Below are 21,233 nucleotides of genomic sequence, written 5' to 3'. Positions count from 1 at the left end.
GAACCTCAGCGTTTGCCAAACTCATGGGCTAGATGCTCTGAGCGGGCTTCCTATGGTGGGTTCGCCAACAGTATCTCCCAATGCGGTATATATGTTGGCACGCACCCATGAGGCGTTTTACTGCATTGGGAAGCCCTTCCCAGAACAGGTGAAACCCTTTGAGGGGGCACCCCTTGCGGGTGCCCCGTTGTATTCGGTTTCGTATGATGCAATTGCCCTGGGAGGTTAAGAGCACTGGAACGAGAGCAGGGGTAAGATATGATCCCTCTCAGAACCCACCAACTCGGTCAGCTATGCGTGCATACACACCGCAATGTTGGTCACAGCTGGCTCATTTTCGATGGTGCCGTCGTCGGCAGTTCGGTGGTGCTCACACCCCCCACCCTTGAAGAATTTGTCATGCATCGTTGATACGATGATGCCATCCTTGTCGGGCAGCGCTGGCTGGTCTAACTCACGCAGAACCGCTTCGAGGCTATGCGTGATCGTTGTCTGCACATACATCGTATTCTCCTAACTGGCGTAATCTCAGATGGCGAGCTCACACAGATCGCATGCGTCGAGTTGGTGATTGATGTGCTCACGCAGGGTAAGCACGGCTTGTGAGCCCTGCCAGATCTCACGGAACGAGTGCTCGGTCAGGCGACCAAGCGGATAGCGCGACAGTCGCTTCATCTTCAAACAGGGAAGCAGGCGACCATCTTCGCAGATCGAAAAAAAGGAGAACCCTGCTCGGCAGAGCTTCGGCCTGGGTGCTGCCGCGTTCGGTCGCGTCTGCGCACGCATATACTGCTGTAACTGCGCCGCATCAAGCCGCTCAACGAGATTGTCCGTCCCGCCGTCATCCCGGGGAAAGATCTCGGTATCAAAGTGAACCGGTATCCCCAGCGGATCACCGATTTCGTCGCGTACCTTGTGGTACGTCGCGTAATTTGCCTTCATCACCGAACAATTGATGCGCAGATCGAAGCCTGCTGCGCGCAAGAGATGCAGCGCGTGCAGTGTTTTGTGATAAGACCCCGGCGCATTGGTGATCTGATCGTGGATCTCTGGCTCGGAACTGTAGAGGCTGATATGAATGCGGTAGATATTGCTCAGTTCCTGCAGGGCACGCACGACCGTTTCGTCGATCAGTGTACCATTCGAATTGATCCGCACCACAAACTTCTGCGCCTCCAGGTAGCGCAGCAGATCAAGGATATCCTTGCGAAAGAAGAGTTCTCCACCGGTCAGCACCAAGCCCAGTGTCCCATTGTCGCGGAGGTCATCAAGAATACGGCACACCTGTTCTGTGCTGAGCGTATCCTGTTTGGTCTCGAAAAGACCGTAACAATGGCGACACCGCAAATTGCAGCGCGAGGTCAGTTCGAAGTGGCCGCTCAGCGGGATATGGTTCTTGAACGCCCAGAGATGCAAGGCACCGATATCAATGGTATGGGCATGCTCGTCGCGGGTGTTGGCGTGGGGCCTTGACGGAGGGAGTTCAGCAGGCTCGCCGAGCATACCAAGGTTTTGCAGGCGCGCATAAAGGGGATGGTGACGATCCGGTTCGTCCGCCTGCACGCACTCCTTCCAGAACTGGAGGGACGGCCCCTGAAGCAAGGTCACCTGCCTGGTCTTGACATTCATCAGGACGGCAAGCGCATCACCATAAATGCGGTAGACAACGGCTTGAGCAATCATAAGCCCTCCCACACGCACTGAAGAACCTGAGATCTGCTTCAAACTTGAAGCCAGATTTCATGATGATTTTATCCTACGACTCTTTGTAGCTCTTGTCAAGACCGTGAGCATGACCGCCAAGGGCAATCGTATCATACGAAATCGGATAAAACATACGCTCTATTTGGCAGCATGTGCATGCAACCAGCGGCGCACACGGCGGCCCCCGGCCCTGTAGGGGCACCCGCAAGGGGGGCCCGTATGGGGCCCGGGGCCGCATCCGGGGTGGGGCACCCGCAAGGGGGGCCCGTATGGGGCCCGGGGCCGCATCCGGGGTGGGGCACCCGCAAGGGGGGGCACCCGCAAGGGGGGCACCCGCAAGGGGGGGCACCCGCAAGGGGTGCCCCTACCGGGCCGGGGGCCGCATCCGGTGTAGGGGCACCCCTTGCGGGTGCCCTTGTGGGTGCCCTTGCGGGTGCTGAAAATGGGGGAACCACGTTCCCCCATTTTCAGCGTAGCCCTTGGCGCATCGGTCGGGTCGACGTTGCTCATGCCCATGCCTATGCTATACTACGTCTTACGAATGATCTACCTTATGGGATAGGTGTATGCACGAGACAATGCTCTCTGGTACCGACCACCTTGCGCCTCTTCGCGGCCTCTACCCGTTTCAAACGCGCCGTCTGGCGGTTCCCGGTGGTACCATCAGCTATGTTGATGAGGGTTCTGGCCCCCCGGTGCTGATGGTTCACGGTAATCCGACCTGGTCGTTTTATTATCGCCATCTGATTGCTGCGCTCAGCCCTACGCATCGGGTCATTGTGCCTGACCATATGGGCTGCGGGCTTTCCGATAAGCCCCAGACCTATGCCTATACGCTCCAGAATCATCTTGGCAACCTGACCCGCCTGATGGAGCATCTTGACCTTGGGCCGCTCGATCTCGTTGTCCACGATTGGGGCGGTGCAATAGGGATGGGTTGGGCTACCCGTTTTGCTGACCAAGTGCGCCGCATTGTGGTGCTCAATACGGCAGCTTTTCTCTCGCCCCGCCTGCCATTCCGCATCGCGGTCTGCCGATACCCCATTTTTGGCGATCTGGCGGTACGTGGGCTCAATGGGTTCGCCGGCGCCGCGACGGTGATGGCCGTCGAACGTCCGATGTCACCCGAGGTGCGCCAGGGCTACCTCTTCCCCTACAATTCGTGGGCGAATCGGGTCGCTATCCAGCGCTTTGTGCGCGATATTCCGATGTCACCGCGCCATCCTACCTGGGCGGTTGTTGATGGCATTGACCGCGATCTGGTCAATGTGCGCGACAAGCCGATGCAGATCTTTTGGGGTGGCAAAGATTGGTGCTTCTCGGACTATTTTCTCGCCGGTTGGCTCGAGCGCTTCCCTGCGGCAGCAGTTGTCCGTTTTGATGACGCCGGACACTATGTGCTTGAAGATGCGCACGAAGCGATTGTGCCGCGTGTCGTACGGTTTTTCGGAGAGGCTCGCCCTCAATAACCCTTCAAAGGAAATGTTGATGACAGATGCGTCTTCTGATCGCACAATCCACGACGACTCCCTCTATGGTTCAGCCCCTCCAGGGGCAAATATTGCACGCTATCTTCCCTTGATGGCCCGCGAACGCCCCGAGCAGACGGCGATTGTGATGGGCGATGGGCAGAATCGCGCCGGGCAGACGGTCTATCGGCGCTTGAGTTTCGCCGAGTTAAACCTGGTGAGCGACCGCTATGCCTGGGGGTTGAGCGCGCTTGGGATCGAACGGGGTACTCGGGTCTTGTCGATGGTTCCTGCCGGGCTACCGTTGATCAGTCTGACCTTTGCGTTGATGAAGGTCGGGGCGGTGCCGATCCTCATCGATCCCGCGATGGGGCGACGGAATTTGATCCAGTGCATCAAGGAGTGTACCCCCGAGGCGATGATCGGGGTGGCGCGGGCGCAAGTGGCGCGTCTCCTCTTTCCTGGTGCGTTTCGTACCGTGCAACGCAGCATTACCGTTGGTTCGCGCTTTACGCCCCTTGGTGATCTCAACCTCGCCGATCTGAGTGTGCCGCTCAATGCGCCCTTTGCTTTGGCCCAGGTCTCGCCTGATGAGCCGGCAGCGATCATCTTTACCACCGGCAGCACTGGCGTGCCCAAGGGCGTGCTCTATGAACACGGGATGTTTGAGGCCCAGGTGCGGCTGTTGCGGGCACTCTTTCATCTCGAACCAGGTGAAGTTGAAATGCCGGCGTTTCCGCTCTTCTCGCTCTTCAATGTGGCCCTCGGGTGTACCTCGGCTATCCCACCGATTGATCCGACCCGCCCCGCTAGCTGCGATCCCGCCGCCGTGATTGCCTTTATGCAAGACCAGAAGGTGACCTCGACCTTTGGTTCGCCCGCGATCTGGCGCAAGGTGACGGCCTATTGTCTGGAACATCAGGTGAAATTGCCTGGTCTACGGCGTGTGTTGATGGCCGGTGCGCCCGTGCCGGCGGATCTTCACGAGCGCTTCCGTCAGATCCTGGACGAGACTAGCGATACCCATACGCCCTATGGCGCGACCGAGGCCTTGCCGATTACGTCGATCAGTGGGCGTGAGGTGCTCGCGGCGATTGCTGCGCGGGGGGCCGATCCGACTGCCGGTACTTGTGTCGGCTTCCCGGCCCCCGAGGTGACGCTGCGCATTATTCCGGTCAGCGATGAGCCGATTGAACACTGGGACGAAGCTCTTGCCTTGCCCGCCCACCAGATCGGTGAACTGGTCGTCAAAGGCCCCTCGGTGACCAAAACCTATATCAGTCGCCCGACGTCAACCGCGCAAGCCAAGATCCACGAAGGCGATCAGGTCTGGCATCGGATGGGCGACCTCGGCTATCTGGATGACGAGGGCCGGGTCTGGTTCTATGGCCGTAAGAGCCATCGGGTCGAGACCGGACGCTTGCACGGGACCCTTTACACCGAACCGATCGAACTGATCTTTAACCAGCATCCCGCTGTGGCGCGGAGCGCCCTCGTTGGCGTTGGCCCTGCTGGTTATCAAGAGCCGGTTGTGATTGTCGAGCCAAAAGACCGCTCTCTGCTGCGCGATCGCAGTGCCGGAGCAGCGTTGCTGTGCGAGCTCCAGGAGCTTGGTGGCCGTTATCCAATGACGTCGGGGATCACGACGTTTCTTCTCCATCCATCGTTCCCGGTTGATATTCGTCACAATGCCAAAATCTTCCGTGAACAACTCGCTGTTTGGGCGCTCAGTCAGCCCGGCATCCCGGCTGGCTCAACGATGCCGCTCGCCCAGAGTTTGCAGGCGCCTCATGTTGCGGAGGAAGCAGAAGAAGATGGCTAGTACTTCGTCCATCTTCAGGTGATGGGTTCGCGGGCGTTGGGGCGGAGCGCGTTGGGGCGCAGCGGGCGTCGGGGCGCAGCGCGCTGCGCCCTTACCGGAAGACGGCTATCGATCAGCATGCGGGACGCCCGCGCACCCAGGCCCTCACAAATTGACTTCTTTTGGCGCAAGCCCGATTTGAATGCTGCGGAGCAATAGATGCTAACACTTGTCACTGGGGGCAATGGTTTTCTTGGCCGCTATATCGTTGAACAGTTGCTCGCACGCGGTGATCGTGTCCGTGTGCTTGGCCGCAACCCGTACCCTGAACTCGAGGCGCTTGGGGTTACGTGTGTTCGCGCCGATCTGAGTAGCCCTGAGGTGGCGCTGCCCCTTGCGAAAGCGCTGCAAGGCGTTGAAGTTGTCTTCCATGTCGCCGCCAAAGCAAGCGTCTGGGGTACCTTTGATCAGTTCTATGTGAATAATGTGACGGCAACCCAGCGTCTGGTACGCGCCGCCGAGCGGGCCGGGGTGCCACGCTTTGTCTATACCTCGTCTCCATCGGTGGTGATCGGCGAAACTGATCTCGAAGGTGCCGATGAGAGCACGCCCTATCCCGAGCGCTATCTTGCACCCTATCCGGCGACGAAAGCCCTTGCCGAGCGTTTTGTTTTAAGCCGCAGTGAGCTTGCGACGGTCGCCATTCGACCTCACCTCATCTGGGGGCCACGCGATCCGCATATCTTTCCGCGCCTCATTGCCCGTGCGCGCAGTGGACGCTTGATCCAGATTGGCGATGGCACTAATCTCGCCGATATTACCTATGTCGAGAATGCCGCCGAAGCACATCTCCAGGCCGCCGACGCCCTCAGTGAACGCTCGCCGCTCCGGGGGCGCCCCTATTTCATTGGTCAAGAACAACCAGTGAACCTCTGGGACTTCATCAACGAAGTGATTACTGGCGCAGGCTACAAGCCAGTCCGCCGCTCCATCTCGTTGCGCACGGCGCTGCGCCTCACCACCGGCATCGAAGCGGTCTATCGAGGTCTCGGCATCACCCGCGAACCACCACTGACCCGTTTTACCGTCAACCAGATGGGCATCAGCCACTGGTTTGACCACTCGGCAGCCAATCGGGACTTTGGCTACAGCCCGCGGATCACGACCTCCGAAGGCTTGCGTAGGACACTGGCCGCGCTCGGCAAACACGACCATGCGTGAAGGTTGACCCGTGTTGACGCAAAGACGCAAAGGCGCAAAGGCGCAAAGGGTTGTTCGATCTTTGCGCCTTTGCGTCAAAACATGAAGCGTGAGAAGCCTACACGTGCCCTCTCTATAGCATGTTCAACGCCGAACCAACGGCAAGAAGACCTGCTCGATCTGCCGATTTGGGTCAATCGTCACGACCATCACCCGTTCTTCCGACTGATTGCCCAGGCTATCAAAAGCGGTGTAGCGGATGGTGTGGGTGCCAAGGCCAAAGCCGTCGAGGATGACCCCGCTGCCTTCGTAGGTTTGCCAGGCACCGTCATTGATTGCTACCTCTACTCTGGCGACCCCACCACCCCCCAGATCGTCGGCCACCAGGTGCAACCCATCAAGACGATGGAAGGTGCTCCCCAGCCGTCCCTGCGGGTTGATCAGCAAGCCATCGATCACGCTGCTAAAATCCGAGGCTCCAGGTGCCAGGAGATCATAGCCAGCGGCAGCTTGCCCGCTGCGTTCGAACATCTTGAAGGCGAGCACGTGACGGCCTGCTTCAAGGTAGACCGAGCCAATGACCGAGCGGGTTGGTTGCAAGCCAGGGTTGCTCACCACGAGACGTCCGTTGAGCCAGAGCCAGGCCCCATCATCGCTGGTTACGCGGAAGATGTATTCGCCAGCCTGCGCGACAACGATTGAGCGGGTCTGTTCCACCAGAAAATAGTCGGTCAGTTCAGGCACCTCGGGCAGTGGCCCGCCGTCGCCCCAGTCGACCGTTGTCCCATCCCAAGCAAAACTGCCCATGTAGGTGCCACGCGGGATTGCCGTTGGATCGACCGTTCGTGCCAACAGGTTATCAGGCACAAACCCGAGCCGATAGACATGGGCTTTGGGGCCGAGCGCGTCGGTATAAGCCGCCGGCGCAGGCATCTGGCGTTCGGGGTGTACCGTGATGGTCGTCGGGGCTAGCGAACGCGCCATATACCCCACATATTCGTGGATGGCCCCCGTCTGAAGCGTGAATTGCCCAGGTGTACGGAGCCGGATGTAGCCGACGATCTCGCGGGTCTCGCCAGGCGCAAGCGACCCATTCAGCCCCCAGCGCCACGGGTACCCACCAGTTTCACCTGCGCAGCTTGGCTGGCGCCCGGCTTCAACTGGCCCGAGCAGGACCCGAAAACGCCCGGCCTCTTTGGGAAAGGCCGGATAGTTCTGCACCTCGTTGCCCTGGAAACATTCGCCTTCATCATAGACATAACTATTGTCGAGGTCAAAACCACTGGGGGACGCGCTGCTGCGACTCGCTTCGGGGGCCTGGCTTTCAAGCGTCAGGCTCCCGCTATTTTTGACGGTGAACGTAACTTTCAACAACTCACCGGCGCTCACCTCCTGCCGGTCATAGCGCACATCGAGCAGATCGAGGCGTGCGGTTGCGTCATTTTCAAAGACAAAATGCATGCTGTCAAAGAAGATCAGGCGTTGTTCGCTCAGTGGTTCGCCTGTCAGATCGTTGAGTTCGACAAAACCGGCCTGGCCTGCATTGAAACGGAAACTACCAAGGGCCACCCATTCATCGCGCGTATTGTGGCTAATCGTCACATTGTGTGTGCCATCGGCACTCGTGATGCGATAGGTTGCCCGATTGGTTGCATGGCCGAGGCCACAGCCCTGCGGGATATGCACGAGGATCTGGTAGTTGCCAGCCTGGCTGATCGTTGGCCGCCAGCGCCCATTATTTGTGCTTTCGGCAAGCTTGTCAGTGGCAAAGGTGTAGAGCGTGTTGCCCCCATAGCCACACGCGGCCTGATACCAGTTGGCGTTGCTGCGGGTAAAGCCGCTATCGCGCTCGTCAATCAACAGCGGATCACTCACGATCCCCTGGAGCCGCTCGTGGATCCGCCACCGAATGCCGGGCAACATCTCCATAAAGCGGTCACCCGGGCACGTGGTATGCCCAGGGGTCACCTGGCGATGGCCGGCAATATTTTCAATGATCGCCCCTGGATTGAATGGATTGCAAAAAGCGCTGCGGGAACAGCCATAATAAAACGCCCGCCCGAGTGGATCAATGCCCTGTTGATCCGCTTTCCAGGCTAGTAATTCGATCAAACTATCGACCGCCGGTGCAGGCGGATTGACCGTTGCGTAAGTGCCGATGACCGATATGCCCATCGAGCCATAGTTGGCCGTGTCGTGGAAGCCGACCGCATTATCACCGCCAGCCCGCCCTTCATAGATGACGCCGTTGGGATCAATCAGGAAGTTGTAGCCAATATCGCCCCATCCCCTGGTGAAGGTGTGGAATGACCAGATGGCGCGCACGCGATCCGCCCAGACCTGCTGACTCCCGCCAAGACTATTTGCATCGGCGGTATGATGGACGATCATGTGTTTGACCGGATAATAGACCGGCGTTGCTCGGCTGCCTTGACCATCAGGATTGCCCCAACCCGTGCGCGTCACCACTGGTGGTCGCGCCAGGCCGGTCAGACCTGGCTGATCGGGCTCAAAGGAGGGCAATGGATCGGCAGGGCCAAAGCGGGCGTCAATACTATTGACCTCGATCCGTTGAAGTTCTGGCAAGGTTCCATCGGCTGCTGCATCGCGCAAGGCGCGCACCTGCCAGAACCGACGTGCCTCGCCAGCATAGATCTCCTCACTCCAGAAGACACCCTCGCCATCTTGTGGCATCCAGAGTTCTGGGTTCGCTTCGACCGTGCCCCAATCGGTCCAGATCCGTCCATCGCTGCTGGCCCGAATTTCGAGCCGCAACGACGCCCCAGCAGGAACAACCGCTTCCCAACGCACCAGGAGATAAGTAAAAGGATGCGGCGTTGCCGTAGCCGCCGAGAGGTAAGCATCGCCTACACTCGTGAGGGTTCCCGCTCCAGCGACAGTCTCGGCACCGGCAGGCATCAGCACCGCCTGATCGGGGCGACCTGATCCAGCACTGGCTGGGAGGGTGGCCTCAACCTCGTGGGTTACCAGACCAACGAGCAGGAGCATGCTCAGGAAACTCAGTAGACGAGGAAGCCAGCGTATCATTGAATTTACCTCATAAGAAACTAGTCTTTCCTCTAAGCCAAGGTTCGTAGGCACGTGACTGTTTGCGCCCCACGGAGTACCGACTTCAGTCGACTGAAGCCGACTAAAGTCGGTACTCCAATGAAACCTTGTCTACCATGAGAAACGCTCGTTGGCTGCCTTTTGGCTTGTTCCGCAGGTGATAAAGATATGAGCAACACGCGCTCCTTTGCAAAGAGAGCCGCTGGTAATACCGTGGTATCGTACGGTTGGTATGATGATACCATGTCGTGGAGTAACAACGGAGTATCAACACATGAGCGCGACCCATTTCACTCACACGTCGCTGTTCCGTAGCTTCTGGGTTATCTTCTTTGTTCTGGCCCTGGTTGGCTGTGGTGCAACCAGTTCATCTTCATTGACCCTCATCGACGCCACTTCAGCAATTCCCGCTACGGCTCCAGCAGCGCAGCCCACGGTTCAGATCGGGTTGGTGATGAAAACCTTGACCAACCCGTTTTTTATTGAGATGGAACGAGGGGCGCGCCGGGCTGAAGCCGAACTTGGCATTGAGTTGATTGTGAAGACGGCGGCGCAGGAGACCTCGATTGATCAGCAGATCGCGATTGTGAAAGATCTGATTGATACGCGGGTTGATGCCATTGTCATTGCTCCTGGCGACTCAACGAGTCTTATCCCTGTCCTCCACGAGGCGCGGCAGGCTGGCATTATCATTGTGAATATTGATAATCGCCTGGATATGGCAGTGGCCGAAAAGCTGGGCCTGGTGGGGGTTCCGTTTATCAGTGTTGATAATGAAGCCGGGGCGTATGACTCGGCGCGGGTCATCAGCGATCAGTTTAAGACGCGCACAAAAGTGGCGATTATGCAGGGCATTCCTACGGCCCAGAATGCGATTGATCGCGAACAGGGGGCGCGCCGGGCGTTTCGTGAGAACCCGAATATTACGGTCGTGGCAACGGCAAGCGGCTTTTGGAAAATCGATGAAGGCTATAAGGTTGCTGCTCAGTTCTTGACCGACCATCCTGATCTTGGGGCGATCTTCTGTGCCAATGATATGATGGCCCTGGGCGCGATCCGGTTTCTCAGCGAACATGGATATGATCATGTGCTCGTCGCTGCGTTTGATAACCTCCAGGAAGTCCAGTCGGCGCTGCAAGATGGTTCGTTGCAGGCGACCATTGATCAGCAAGCTGCTGAACAGGGCTATCTGGGCATCCAATACGCCTACAAGCTGCTTCAGGGCGAAACAGTTCCTGCCGAAACAATGATCCCAACCTTGCTTGTGACAGGTACGCGTCAACCGTAAGGCTCTGTTATGCGTGTGCGGCTCAATCTAACCCGGAAATTTATAGCTATTCTGATGGTGATCAGTGTGCTTCCCCTGATGATTGTCAGCGTTGCTTCATATCAGGTGTCGCGCACGGTCGTGAATGATGAAGTGAGTCACTATACGACCGAGTTGCTCAATAGCCATCGCGACCATCTAGATTTCAGCCTTGAGCAACTCGAGCGTCTGATCATCAATCTTTCGAGTGTTGAACCAGTTCTTCAGGCCCTCGGTCAGACTGAGGCCGAAATGGATACCTACACGCGCCTGTCAACCCAGGCGCAGATTGGGTATATCCTTGATAGTTACACCGACCTTGGTGGGGTTGTCTCGATTGATATTTTTACCGAGAATGGCGTGCATTACCATGTTGGTGATACGCTCAATATCTCGAATATTCGTACCGATCTACGTGACGATATTATTGCCCAAACCCGTGCCGTTGCCCCCGAGGTTGTCTGGCTTGGGCTGATGGAAAATGTCAATCGTAATTCGAATACCAGGCATGTCGTGACGCTTGCCCGCGCGTTGATGACTGTTGATGTCGGTACCGCTCAGGCACGACCTGTCGCAACCCTGTTGGTCAACTATGATCCGCAGATGCTCCAGAAACATTTTAATCATGTTGATCTGGGGACGGACGGGTTTATGCTGGTGAGTGACTCCAGAGGTCAGATTATTTATCATCCGCAGACCGATCTGATTGGTGCTATCCTTCATCCTGATCTGTTGCCCCTGGTGCAAGAGTCCCAGGGTAGCTTTACCCATACCATCAATGATCAGCCGATGGTGATCAACGCTGTGCAATCGCAGGTCACCGATTGGCTTATTATGAGTCTCGTGCCAGTGCAGACGCTTGATCAAGGTGTGCAGGCGATTGGAACCGTCACGGTGCTGGCGATGGGGCTGGCCCTGTTAATTGTGGCGGTTGGCGCCCTGCTTGTCTCACGTTCCGTCGTCAATCCCATCCGCCAGTTGACACACCGTTTTCAACTCTACCAGAGCGATCGCCCGGGTTGGTCAGAGCCGTTGAAGGCGACCAGTCAGGATGAGATCGGTGAACTGACGCGCTGGTTCAATGCGTTTCTCGAGACCCTGGCCGCCCGTCGCCATGCCGAACAGGCGCTTCGCGAGAGCGAGTCGCGTTATGTTCTGGCGCTCCAGGGGGCCAATGACGGTATCTGGGATTGGGATCTGCGCACCCAGACGATCCACTATTCGCTGCGCTGGAAGATGATGCTGGGCTATGGTGATGATGCGATTGGAAATAGCCCCGATGAATGGTTCAAACGCATTCATCCCGCCGATTATGACCATGTGCGTGCCCAGATTGACGCCCATTTGCGTGGCGAGTTGCCCCATTTTGAGAGCGAATACCGGATGCTCTGCCGTGATGGCGTGACCTACCTTTGGGTGCTGGCCCGGGGTATGGCTGTTGCCGACGAGCACGGGACGATGGTGCGGATGGCAGGATCCCAGACTGATATTAGTATACGCAAACAGACGGAAGAACAGGTGCGCTACGAGTTGCTCCATGATCCGCTTACCGGGTTGCCCAACCGCACCTATTTTGTTCAGGCGATTGAACAGATGCTCGGTCATCTGGATCTTGCCTCTGGGCGCCAGGCCGCTGTGCTTTTCCTCGATCTGGATCGCTTCAAGGTGATCAACGATAGCCTTGGTCACGCGGCTGGCGATGAGGTCTTGCGGATGGTCGCGCAGCGCCTCTCGAATTCACGGCGCTTTAGTGACGTGGTGGCCCGGATCAGTGGCGATGAGTTCGCGTTGCTCCTGCCTGAAATGCGGTCGTTTGAAAGTGCCACGAGGGTCGCTGAACGCATTCAGGATACCCTCTCGCAGCCGATGGTAATCGAGTCACTCGAGATTACGATTCAGGCTAGTATTGGTATTGCCTTTATGACCGGGGCCTATATCCGCGCCGAGGATCTCTTGCGGGATGCCGATACGGCACTCTATCAGGCGAAAGCCAATGGGCGCGCCTGCGCAATGGTCTTTGATAACGAGATGCATACCCGTAGTATGGATCTCCTGCATCTCGATACAAGCCTGCGTCGGGCCATCGACGAAGACGAGTTGCGCGTGTTCTATCAGCCCATTGCCGATGTGCAGACGGGGCATGTCTATGGGTTCGAGGCACTTGTCCGCTGGTATAGCTGGGAACGCGGGATGATTAGCCCTGCCGAGTTTGTGCCCTTTGCCGAAGAGACGGGCCTCATTACCCGGATTGATCTCTGGGTGCTCGGGCGTGCCCTGACGCAGTTGCAGTCCTGGCATCGCCAGGGCTATAACCACCTCTCGGTTTCGGTCAACCTTTCGGTACGGAGCCTCCAGAATCCCCACTTGCCTCGCCTGGTGGCGAATTTGCTCACGGCGATGGGGCTGCCGCCAACGAGTTTGCACCTCGAGGTGACCGAAAGTGCCGCGATGCTCGATATTGAACATACGATTGCGTTGCTCAAAGAGTTACGGGCGATTGGGGTGCAGTTGGCAATTGATGATTTTGGCACAGGCTATTCATCGCTTGGGTATCTGCGCCGCTTGCCTGTACAGATCCTCAAGATTGACCGCTCCTTTGTCCGCGATATTACCGAGAGCAAGGATGCTGCCGCGATTGCCAGTGCCGTGATTGCGATCGGGCATATCCTCGATATGCGCATTGTGGCTGAAGGCGTCGAGACCCAGGCGCAGCGTACTTTCTTGATGCACCAGGGCTGCGATGCCATCCAGGGCTACCTCATCAGCCCACCGCAACCTGCGGAACTGGCTGAGAAGTTACTCGGCCAAACCCTCTTTGAACTCAAGCGTTGAGTCTGTCCCCATGCACATGAAGTGGTCGTACTGGGTCCAGAAGGTCAACGACTAGGATCAATACCTTGCACATAAGTGCGGTTGTTTTGACGCAAAGGCGCAAAGGCGCAACATTTTTCGCGTAGATGCGCGACCCCTTCGCGCCTTCGCGCCTTCGCGTGCGCTTCTTTGCCGCGTAGATGCGCGACCTCTTCGCGCCTTCGCGCCTTCGCGCCTTCGCGTGCGCTTCTTTGAATGGTATTGCGCCTAGGATTCTCCCGATGGATCAATTTCCGTCCCATGTTTGAACCAGCGTGCGACGAGCGCGATAATTTCGTCGGCGCTCTCTTCAATCGAGCGGTCAGTCAAATTAAGCGTGGCCCACCCGTGCTGGCGAAAGAGGCGGCGTGCCCATTCCACCTCGTCCTCGGTCGTCTCCTGGCTGACATACCGACTCCCAAACGCCATGCCTGTCCGACGCTGCCGATGGCGGCGCCGCGCGGTGATCTGTTCCGCCTCAACAACAAGGCCAATCACCCGTCGGCGATCAATCTGAAAGAGTGCTTCCGGGGGCGGAACCTCTTTGACCAGCGGAATATTCGCCACCTTCCAGCCAAGCACGGCCAGGTACATGCTCAGTGGCGTTTTGCCGACGCGTGAAATGCCGACGAGCACAATCTCGGCGTCGTGCAACTCATCGGTGCGCGCACCATCGTCATGCTTGATCGAATATTCAATCGCCTCGAGGCGATCAAAATAGGTCGAAAGGCGTTGTTTGTAGAGCCCCGGTTTGCCCAGCGGTTCTTTGCCGACTAGGGTCGCGACGCGGGCGAGCACCGAACCAACCAGATCAATTTCGACCACGCGGTTGTCCCGGGCCTTCCGCATCAGATCGCGACGCACGCCTGGCTCCATTAGCGTATGGAGGATGGTTCCGCGGCTGACCCGCGCTTCTTCGATGACTTCACTGATCTGCTCGGGAGTGTGGACATTCGGAATGACAATCACGGGTACCTGGACGCCCTCGAATTGGCTGATCACCAGGCGTGCCACTTCCGATCCGACGAGTCCCTCGCCCCCTGATACGACATAGATTGGTGGGGCCAGACTCGCATCCTGAGACACCGGTGTCTTCGTTTGATCCATGGTTTTCCTCACGTTTCTGGCCAGAATGGGTCAAATTGTAGCATACTTCTTTGCGGATTGATGGTGAAACGGTTACAGGCTGTTATGGGACTTTTACACGTTTATAGATACAGGTGTGCGATAATGAACGGGAATGCTCTTCAGGGCGCAAGCCCTGAAGTTTGTGAGTGTGTCAACGAATTAGAGGTGTGTGATGTCACGACATGGTTTTGGCATGGTCGTGCTCGTTGCAACGTTGTTGTTGGCAAGTTGTTCTTTTGGTCAAGCGTCAACGCCGACGCCTGTCATTGAAGATACGTTTGCACCGCCACCACCATTGGTCATTGCTGATGGACGGGTTGTGCCCGCCCGTTCGGTTGAGTTGCAGTTTGCGCTGTCTGGTACCGTTGCCGAGGTGCTGGTCAGTGAGGGTGACACGGTCGAGTTAGGGGCTCCGCTGGCCCGGTTGCAAACCGCCGAGCTTGAAGCAGCCGTTGAACATGCGCGGGCGGTGCTCGATGAGGCGCAGGCGCAGTATGAACTTTTGCGCGAGCCGGCGCGCCCCGAGGCAATCGCTGCTGCCGAGGCGCAACTTGCGCAGGCGCAGGCCGCCGAGCGCCAGGCATCCGGGCGGGTCACGGCGGCTGATCTTCAGGCTGCCCGCGATGAATTGCGTGAGGCCCAGGCGCTGCTGGCCCGGCTGCTGGCTGGCCCCAATCGCTCGGAACTGACCCAGGCCGAAGCATTGGTCGCCCAGGCTCAGGCCAATTTGCAGGCGCAACGCGATGCACTTGCCGCGGCCAAGCTTGCCGCCGAGGTGCGGGTGACCCAGGCGGCGAATGCGTTGCGTGATCTCCAGGATGCGTATAGCCGCATTGTCTGGGAAAATAAAGATCTCCGCGAACAGGCCGAGCGTCAGGGTGAAACGCTGGCCCAGGCCCGTCAGGATGCCGAAGCGGCGGCGTTCCGTGCAGTCGCCAATGGCGAAGCTTCCCTTGAAGAGGCCCGGCTTGCCCTGGAACACGCCATGCAGGCTGAACGCACCGGCATTGACGCAGCTACAGCTCAACTGCGCGAGCTCGAGGCGCGGCGGGATCGTTTGCTCGCCGGGGCTGAAAATGACCAGATCGCCAGTGCGCGGGCCCGGGTCAGCGCGGCTCAGGCGCGCCTGGCCCATTTGAGTGGCACCGCTCGTGCCGGTGAACTCGAGGCCGCCCAGGCAGGGGTGGAACAGGCCGAAGCCGGGTTGCAACAGGTGCTTGCCTCGGCGTCAACGCCAGCCGTCGCTGCCGCCGAGGCACGGGTTCGTGCGAGCCAGGCTCATCTGCGCCTGGCTGAGCTTGCCCTCGCCAAAGCGACGCTGACCGCGCCGTTTGCGGCCACCGTGGTGACGATCAATCTTGAGCCAGGTACCCAGCCTTCGGCTACGTCGCCCGCGTTTGTGCTGGCCGATCTGACTGCGTGGAAGATTGAGACAAGCGATCTCACCGAACTGGATATTGTCGCGGTGCGTGAAGGTGATACCGTTACCCTGAGCTTCGATGCCTTGCCTGAGCTCAACCTTGTTGGTGTGATTAGCCAGATTGAAGCCATGGGCAAGACTTATCAAGGCGATGTCATCTATACGGTCACGATTGTCCCGCAAACGTGGGATCCGCGGCTGCGCTGGAATATGACGGCCACCATGACCCTCGAAGGCTAAAGGGGGCGTCATGCTCAGTTTCAAAAATCTGCTGCGACGCAAGGTTCGAACCTTGCTGACCCTGCTTGGCGTTGCGATCGGCGTTGCGGCGGTCGTGGTGCTCTCGGCCTTTGGTGAGGGGATGGCGCGTGGCTTTGGCAGCGCGGGCGATACCCGCGATGCCGATCTGCTCATTAGCCAGAAAGATGCGCTCATGATCATGATGGGCGCTATCGATGCCGAGATCGGTGATGAAATTACCGCGATGCCGGGTGTGACGGCCGTGAATCGGACGGTCATCGGCATTCTGCAGTTGCCCGAGACGCCCTATTTTCTCATTGCTGGTGAAGAACCGCGTGGGTTTGCGATCCAGCGTTACCGTATTATTGATGGGCGTTCGGTGGCTACCCGCCGCGAATTGATTCTCGGTCGTCAGGCGGCGCTCAATTTCAAAAAGCAGGTTGGCGATAAGTTTCGCATCAATGAGATGAGCTATACCGTTGTTGGGATCTATGAGACCGGGGCGAGCTTTGAAGACAACGGGGCGGTGATCCACCTTGATGATGCGCAGCGCGCCTTTGATCGCCGTCGCCAGGTGACCTTCTTCAAAGTTCTTGTCCGTGATGCCCATGAACGCGATGCGCTCAAAGAGCGCATTGAGCAACGCTGGCCTGATCTGGCAGCGACGCGCTCGGGCGATCCCCATAGTCAGGACGATCTGCTCGAAGTCTATCGTTCGATGGGCTGGGTGATCGGCATTTTTGCGATGCTGGTTGGTGGCCTGGGGATGATGAATGCTCAGTTGATGAGTGTTTTTGAGCGCACCCGTGAGATTGGGGTGCTGCGGGCGCTTGGGTGGCGCAGGCGGCGTGTGGTGCGTATGATTATTGGTGAAGCGCTGCTCGTGGCGCTCGCCGGTGGTCTGCTTGGTCTGTTGCTCGCGGCTGGTTCAATTACGCTGCTAGCTCAATCGGCTGCGTTGAGTGGCTTCCTGAGCGGTGAATTGGAAGCCTCGGCGATGGTGCAGGCGGTCGTCATTGCTGGCGTGCTTGGACTAGTTGGCGGCGGCTATCCGGCGTGGCGGGCCGCCCGCCTTGCGCCGGTCGAGGCGATGCGCGCCGAGGCAGGCGCGAGTGTGCGCTGGGGCTTGATGGCACGCCTGTTGGCCCTGTTGCTACGCGGGCCGGCGCTCCGCAATCTGCTGCGCCGACCAACACGCAGTCTGATGACCATGCTGGGGCTTGGCGTTGGCGTTGGCTTGATCGTTGCGCTCAGTGGCATCGCCGAAGGCTCGCGTCAGGTCATTACCGAGATGCTTGGTGCCGGCCAGGCTGATATTCTCGCCCAGCAAGCGGGCGCGTCTGATGCGATGTTCTCGTCAATTGACGAACGGCTCGCTGATCATCTGCGCACCCACCCCGAGGTCAAAGCTGTCTCGCGGCTGGTCTTTGGCTCAACGGCGGTACCTGGCCTGCCCTTCTTTTTGCTCTATGGCCTTGACCCCCGCGAGAACCATATCGCCCATTATCGCGTGAGCGAGGGTCGTTCGATCCAACGGAGTGATGACATTATCCTGGGGCGCCTGGCCGCCAATAGCCTGGATAAGCAGGTCGGCGATCGGCTCCGCCTCAGCGGTCAGACTTTCACGATTGTGGGGATCTACGAAACCGGCATTGGCTATGAAGACTCGGGCGGGGTGATTAGTATCCGTGAGGCGCAGCGTCTCTTTGGCAAGCCACGTCAGGTCTCGTTCCTCGGGATTAGCCTGCATAGGCCTGAGCGAGCCGCCGAGATTGCGGCTGAGCTGGAGGCGCGCTACCCTGAACTGCTGGTTGCGCGCACGAACGATCTGACCTCGCGGATGCAGGACTTTGCCACGATGGACGCCTTTTTTGGGGCCTTGATGGGTCTGATGATGCTCGTTGGTGGCGTCGTCATGATGAATGTGATGCTCATGAGTGTCTTTGAGCGCACGCACGAAATTGGTGTGTTGCGGGCGGTCGGTTGGCGTGGTCGGCGTGTGTTGCGGATGATCCTCGCCGAGTCGTTGGCCCTCGCCTTGCTCAGCGGTCTGGCTGGCCTTGGGCTTGGCATGGGCCTCAACCAGTTGCTCGTCATGATCCCGGGGTACGGCGAAGTGCTGGCAATCAGCTATGCGAGTGCCGATCTGTGGCGTATTTTCGGTCTGGCGCTGGGCCTCGGCCTGCTTGGTGGCCTGTTACCAGCGTGGCGCGCGGTGCGCCTGCGCCCGATTGCGGCGCTCTATCACGAATAGGAATGAGTAAGATCATGCCGACGAAGCTTGTGCTCGAGGCACGCAAATTGACCCGTATCTATGGTGAGCGTGTGCCGGTACGGGCGCTCAATGAGGTCGATCTGCAGATCCAGGCTGGTGAAATCGTGGCGATTGTCGGCCCGTCGGGCTCGGGCAAGTCCACCCTCTTGAATCTGATCGGTGCGCTTGATCGCCCCTCTTCAGGTGAAGTGATCATCAATGGGACTTCACTGACCAAGGTGCGGAACCTCGACCGTTTTCGCGGGGAGACGATTGGCTTTATCTTTCAGAGTCACAACCTCTTGCCGACGCTGACCGCCCGTGAGAATGTCGAAGTCCCGATGTACGAGTCGTCGCTGCGGGCTGGTCAGCGCCGCGCTCGGGCGCAAGAATTGCTGACGATGGTTGGCCTCGCGTCGCGCATCAACCATCTGCCCAACCAGCTTTCGGGGGGCGAGCGTCAACGGGTTGCCGTCGCCCGTGCGCTCGCCAATCGCCCTGCCATCATCCTTGCCGACGAACCAACGGGCAACCTCGATACCAAAACCACCGCGGACATCATGGCCCTGCTCACCACGCTCAACCGCGAACAGGGCACCACGCTGATCATCGTTACCCACAACAGTGAGGTCGCCGCGGCGGCCCAGCGGGTGATTACCATTCGTGACGGCCAGATCCAGCGTGACGTCTTGATGACCAATCAACTCGAACGGGAGCTGATCGAACTCAAAAGCTCGGCCCTCGGGCAAGCGATCCTGCGTGGCGACCCCCTGCCCCCGGCCCTCGCCGAGATCGCCGGCCCCTTGCACGAACTGCTTGAGCACGTCTGAAACCGAGGTTCAGCCCCGATTCCCCCTTTATTATGGTAAAGTTATCCACATCTGGGGGATTACTGTGGATAAAACCACTATATCTAGTGGCTGGTGAGCCGGTCTATGGCCTGACCAACTCAACCGTGCTGAGATCGAGCAGCCCCATTGGGGTAAGCTCAAGGCCGCGTACATAGGGTTTTACCAGCATATGCTCGACATCATGGTAGAGGGGGATGATCGGGCTGTCGGCCATGATGCGCGCTTCAATCTCTTGATAAAGGGCGTAACGTGTCGTGTCGTCGGGTTCGACGGCGGCCTGATTCAGCAGGCGATCAACGTCGGGGTTGCTGTAGGCCATATGGTTTTGGCCGCTGCCACTCCGAAAGAGCACGTCCAGGAAGTTTTCGGGGTCGGGATAGTCGGCAATCCATCCGGTGCCAAAGATCTGAAAGCGGTTCTCTTCCAGGGCAGCCAGGTAGTCGCCGAAATCTTCGTAGTCGCGTACCTCGATCGTTATCCCGAGCGTCGCTTCAGCCACGTCGCTCAGCAGGCTCGCCCAACTGCCATACGCGATAATTGGTGGCAAGGCTTCCACACTCCCATAGCGTGACGTCGCAATCAGTTCGCGGATGCGCTCACCATCTGGCTCAAGTGGCGTTAGTTGCTCGTTATACCCAGGCATGCCAGGTGGAAGGACGCCGTAGGCTGACGCGGCGGTGCCTTGCAACGTCACGTTGGTGAGCAGGCTGCGGTCAATCAGGAGGCGGAAAGCTTCGCGGATGTTGGCATCATCAAACGGAGGCAAGTTGGCGTTCATGCCCAGGTAAAAGAGCGAGAGTTGTGGCTCTTGCCGGAGTTCTGCCGCGAGGGGATTATTGTCATCCTGAATGCGCGCCAGGGCAAATGAGGGTACACTGGTCAGATCGATCTGGCCCTGTTCGTAGAGGATCAGCGGATTGCTGGCGGCGGCACCGATGAGCATCTGCACGCGATCGAGGCGCGCCGGTTCACGGGCGAAATGAGGATTGCGCGCCAGCACCAGCAACTGGTTCCGCTCCCAGCGTTCGATGGTAAAGGGCCCACTCCCGTTCGGTTGCTCGGTCCAATCGCGGCGTCCGGCTTCAACGGCCTGCTGGTCAACCACAAAACTCGTTGGATGGGCCAGTTTCGCGAGGAAGAAGCCCTTGGGTGCGTCAATCGTCAGCACGATGGTACGTTCGTCCAGAACCTCCAACCCGCTGATCGTGCTGGCTGTTCCGGCGAGTTTTTCGGCGACCCCGACAATATCGCCCAGGTAGGTCGCCGCTGGCAGCATCGCCCCGAGGCGTGGATCAGTGGCGCGTTCCAGGCTATAGCGCACATCCTCAGCCGTGATTGGCCTCCCGTCGGCAAAGTTGGCCGTGGGCCGCAGGCGAAACGTGTAGCTCCGCCCATCCTCCGAGCGTTCCCAGCTTTCGGCTAGATCTGGTTCGACTTCGAGGTCTTTGTCCAACCGTACCAGACCGCTGAAGATCTGCCGGGTGACAAAAGCGCTCGTCACATCACCAACGAGGGCCGGGTCGAGCGTGGTCGGATCGCGTGAGCCGAGCGTCATAATGAGCGTCCCACCCGAAGCCGCCTCTGGGCTTGGCACTGGCCCAGAAAGGGGCTCATTCGCCTCCTGGACACACGCACCAAGGCTCAAGCTGAGCACGAGCAGCAACGCTATGACAACCCACGCTCGGTGGGTGGAGAAGGCGATCTTGTTGGCACCCTGCATGATTGGATCCTCCCGCAACGGGCAGACTCGTTTGAAGTAACATATAATTATAGCATGGGCAACGGGGGGGCATGCCCCCATGCATCATTGCTTTGCCAGGGCGATTGCATCATACGAAATCGGATACAACGGGACACCCGCAAGCTTTCACGTATAGAGTTTTTGAGACATTTCGAGCCATGTGTAAAGGGTTTTGCAGGCGGGTCGGCCTTCTGGTACGA

General features: G+C 58.5%; 13 protein-coding genes. 8 read left to right on the top strand and 5 right to left on the bottom strand.

Annotated elements, in window-relative coordinates; genetic code table 11:
* Nucleotides 1-291 precede the first annotated feature (291 nt).
* Nucleotides 292-504, bottom strand: coding sequence for a hypothetical protein (locus A9Q02_RS22000; RefSeq protein WP_097655225.1), 213 nt, complete (start codon nucleotides 502-504; stop codon nucleotides 292-294).
* A 24-nt stretch (nucleotides 505-528) separates the two neighbouring features.
* Nucleotides 529-1,683, bottom strand: a complete 1,155-nt coding sequence (locus A9Q02_RS21995; protein WP_097655224.1) for a radical SAM/SPASM domain-containing protein — start codon at nucleotides 1,681-1,683, stop codon at nucleotides 529-531.
* Nucleotides 1,684-2,270: 587 nt separating this feature from the next.
* On the opposite strand from A9Q02_RS21995, the gene A9Q02_RS21990 reads away from it, so the two are divergent.
* The 3 genes from A9Q02_RS21990 (at nucleotide 2,271) to A9Q02_RS21980 (ending at nucleotide 6,195) form a co-directional block, all read left to right on the top strand.
* Nucleotides 2,271-3,173, top strand: coding sequence for an alpha/beta fold hydrolase (locus A9Q02_RS21990; protein ID WP_245860811.1), 903 nt, complete (start codon nucleotides 2,271-2,273; stop codon nucleotides 3,171-3,173).
* Between the two features lie 19 nt (nucleotides 3,174-3,192).
* Nucleotides 3,193-4,995, top strand: coding sequence for a fatty acid CoA ligase family protein (locus A9Q02_RS21985; protein ID WP_097655223.1), 1,803 nt, complete (start codon nucleotides 3,193-3,195; stop codon nucleotides 4,993-4,995).
* A 198-nt stretch (nucleotides 4,996-5,193) separates the two neighbouring features.
* On the top strand, nucleotides 5,194-6,195 hold the full coding sequence (locus A9Q02_RS21980) for an NAD-dependent epimerase/dehydratase family protein (protein ID WP_097655222.1): 1,002 nt from the start codon (nucleotides 5,194-5,196) through the stop codon (nucleotides 6,193-6,195).
* Nucleotides 6,196-6,318: 123 nt separating this feature from the next.
* On the opposite strand, the gene A9Q02_RS21975 is transcribed toward A9Q02_RS21980, so the two are convergent.
* Entirely contained in the window at nucleotides 6,319-9,222 is a 2,904-nt protein-coding gene (locus A9Q02_RS21975; RefSeq protein WP_245860810.1) for an N-acetylmuramoyl-L-alanine amidase, read from the bottom strand.
* A 295-nt stretch (nucleotides 9,223-9,517) separates the two neighbouring features.
* Here A9Q02_RS21975 and A9Q02_RS21970 point away from each other — a divergent pair, with 295 nt between their 5' ends.
* A complete protein-coding gene (locus A9Q02_RS21970) occupies nucleotides 9,518-10,531 on the top strand; it encodes a sugar ABC transporter substrate-binding protein (protein ID WP_097655221.1) in 1,014 nt (337 codons plus the stop codon).
* A gap of 9 nt (nucleotides 10,532-10,540) precedes the next feature.
* Nucleotides 10,541-13,381, top strand: a complete 2,841-nt coding sequence (locus A9Q02_RS21965) for a bifunctional diguanylate cyclase/phosphodiesterase (RefSeq protein ID WP_097655220.1) — start codon at nucleotides 10,541-10,543, stop codon at nucleotides 13,379-13,381.
* 246 nt (nucleotides 13,382-13,627) lie between these two features.
* Here the strand turns inward: A9Q02_RS21965 and A9Q02_RS21960 are convergent, their stop codons facing one another.
* On the bottom strand, nucleotides 13,628-14,506 hold the full coding sequence (locus A9Q02_RS21960) for a pyruvate, water dikinase regulatory protein (RefSeq protein WP_097655219.1): 879 nt from the start codon (nucleotides 14,504-14,506) through the stop codon (nucleotides 13,628-13,630).
* 193 nt (nucleotides 14,507-14,699) lie between these two features.
* Between A9Q02_RS21960 and A9Q02_RS21955 the strand changes: the two genes are divergently transcribed.
* The 3 genes from A9Q02_RS21955 to A9Q02_RS21945 are packed head-to-tail and all read left to right on the top strand — an operon-like array spanning nucleotide 14,700 to nucleotide 19,271.
* A complete protein-coding gene (locus A9Q02_RS21955) occupies nucleotides 14,700-16,187 on the top strand; it encodes an HlyD family secretion protein (RefSeq protein ID WP_245860809.1) in 1,488 nt (495 codons plus the stop codon).
* A 10-nt stretch (nucleotides 16,188-16,197) separates the two neighbouring features.
* Entirely contained in the window at nucleotides 16,198-18,441 is a 2,244-nt protein-coding gene (locus tag A9Q02_RS21950; protein ID WP_097655218.1) for an ABC transporter permease, read from the top strand.
* Between the two features lie 14 nt (nucleotides 18,442-18,455).
* Nucleotides 18,456-19,271: an ABC transporter ATP-binding protein gene (locus A9Q02_RS21945; RefSeq protein WP_097655226.1), complete on the top strand. Its 816-nt coding sequence runs from the start codon at nucleotides 18,456-18,458 to the stop codon at nucleotides 19,269-19,271.
* Nucleotides 19,272-19,374: 103 nt separating this feature from the next.
* Here A9Q02_RS21945 and A9Q02_RS21940 read toward each other — a convergent pair whose 3' ends face one another.
* The gene (locus tag A9Q02_RS21940) at nucleotides 19,375-21,012 is read right to left on the bottom strand and encodes a peptide ABC transporter substrate-binding protein (RefSeq protein ID WP_172451265.1); all 1,638 of its coding nucleotides are present in this window, start codon (nucleotides 21,010-21,012) and stop codon (nucleotides 19,375-19,377) included.
* Nucleotides 21,013-21,233 lie beyond the last annotated feature (221 nt).

This window comes from Candidatus Chloroploca asiatica (assembly GCF_002532075.1).
In the GTDB taxonomy this organism is placed as follows: domain Bacteria; phylum Chloroflexota; class Chloroflexia; order Chloroflexales; family Chloroflexaceae; genus Chloroploca; species Chloroploca asiatica.
Note: the sequence above shows the minus strand (reverse complement) of the source record. Positions and strands in the feature narration are given on the sequence as shown.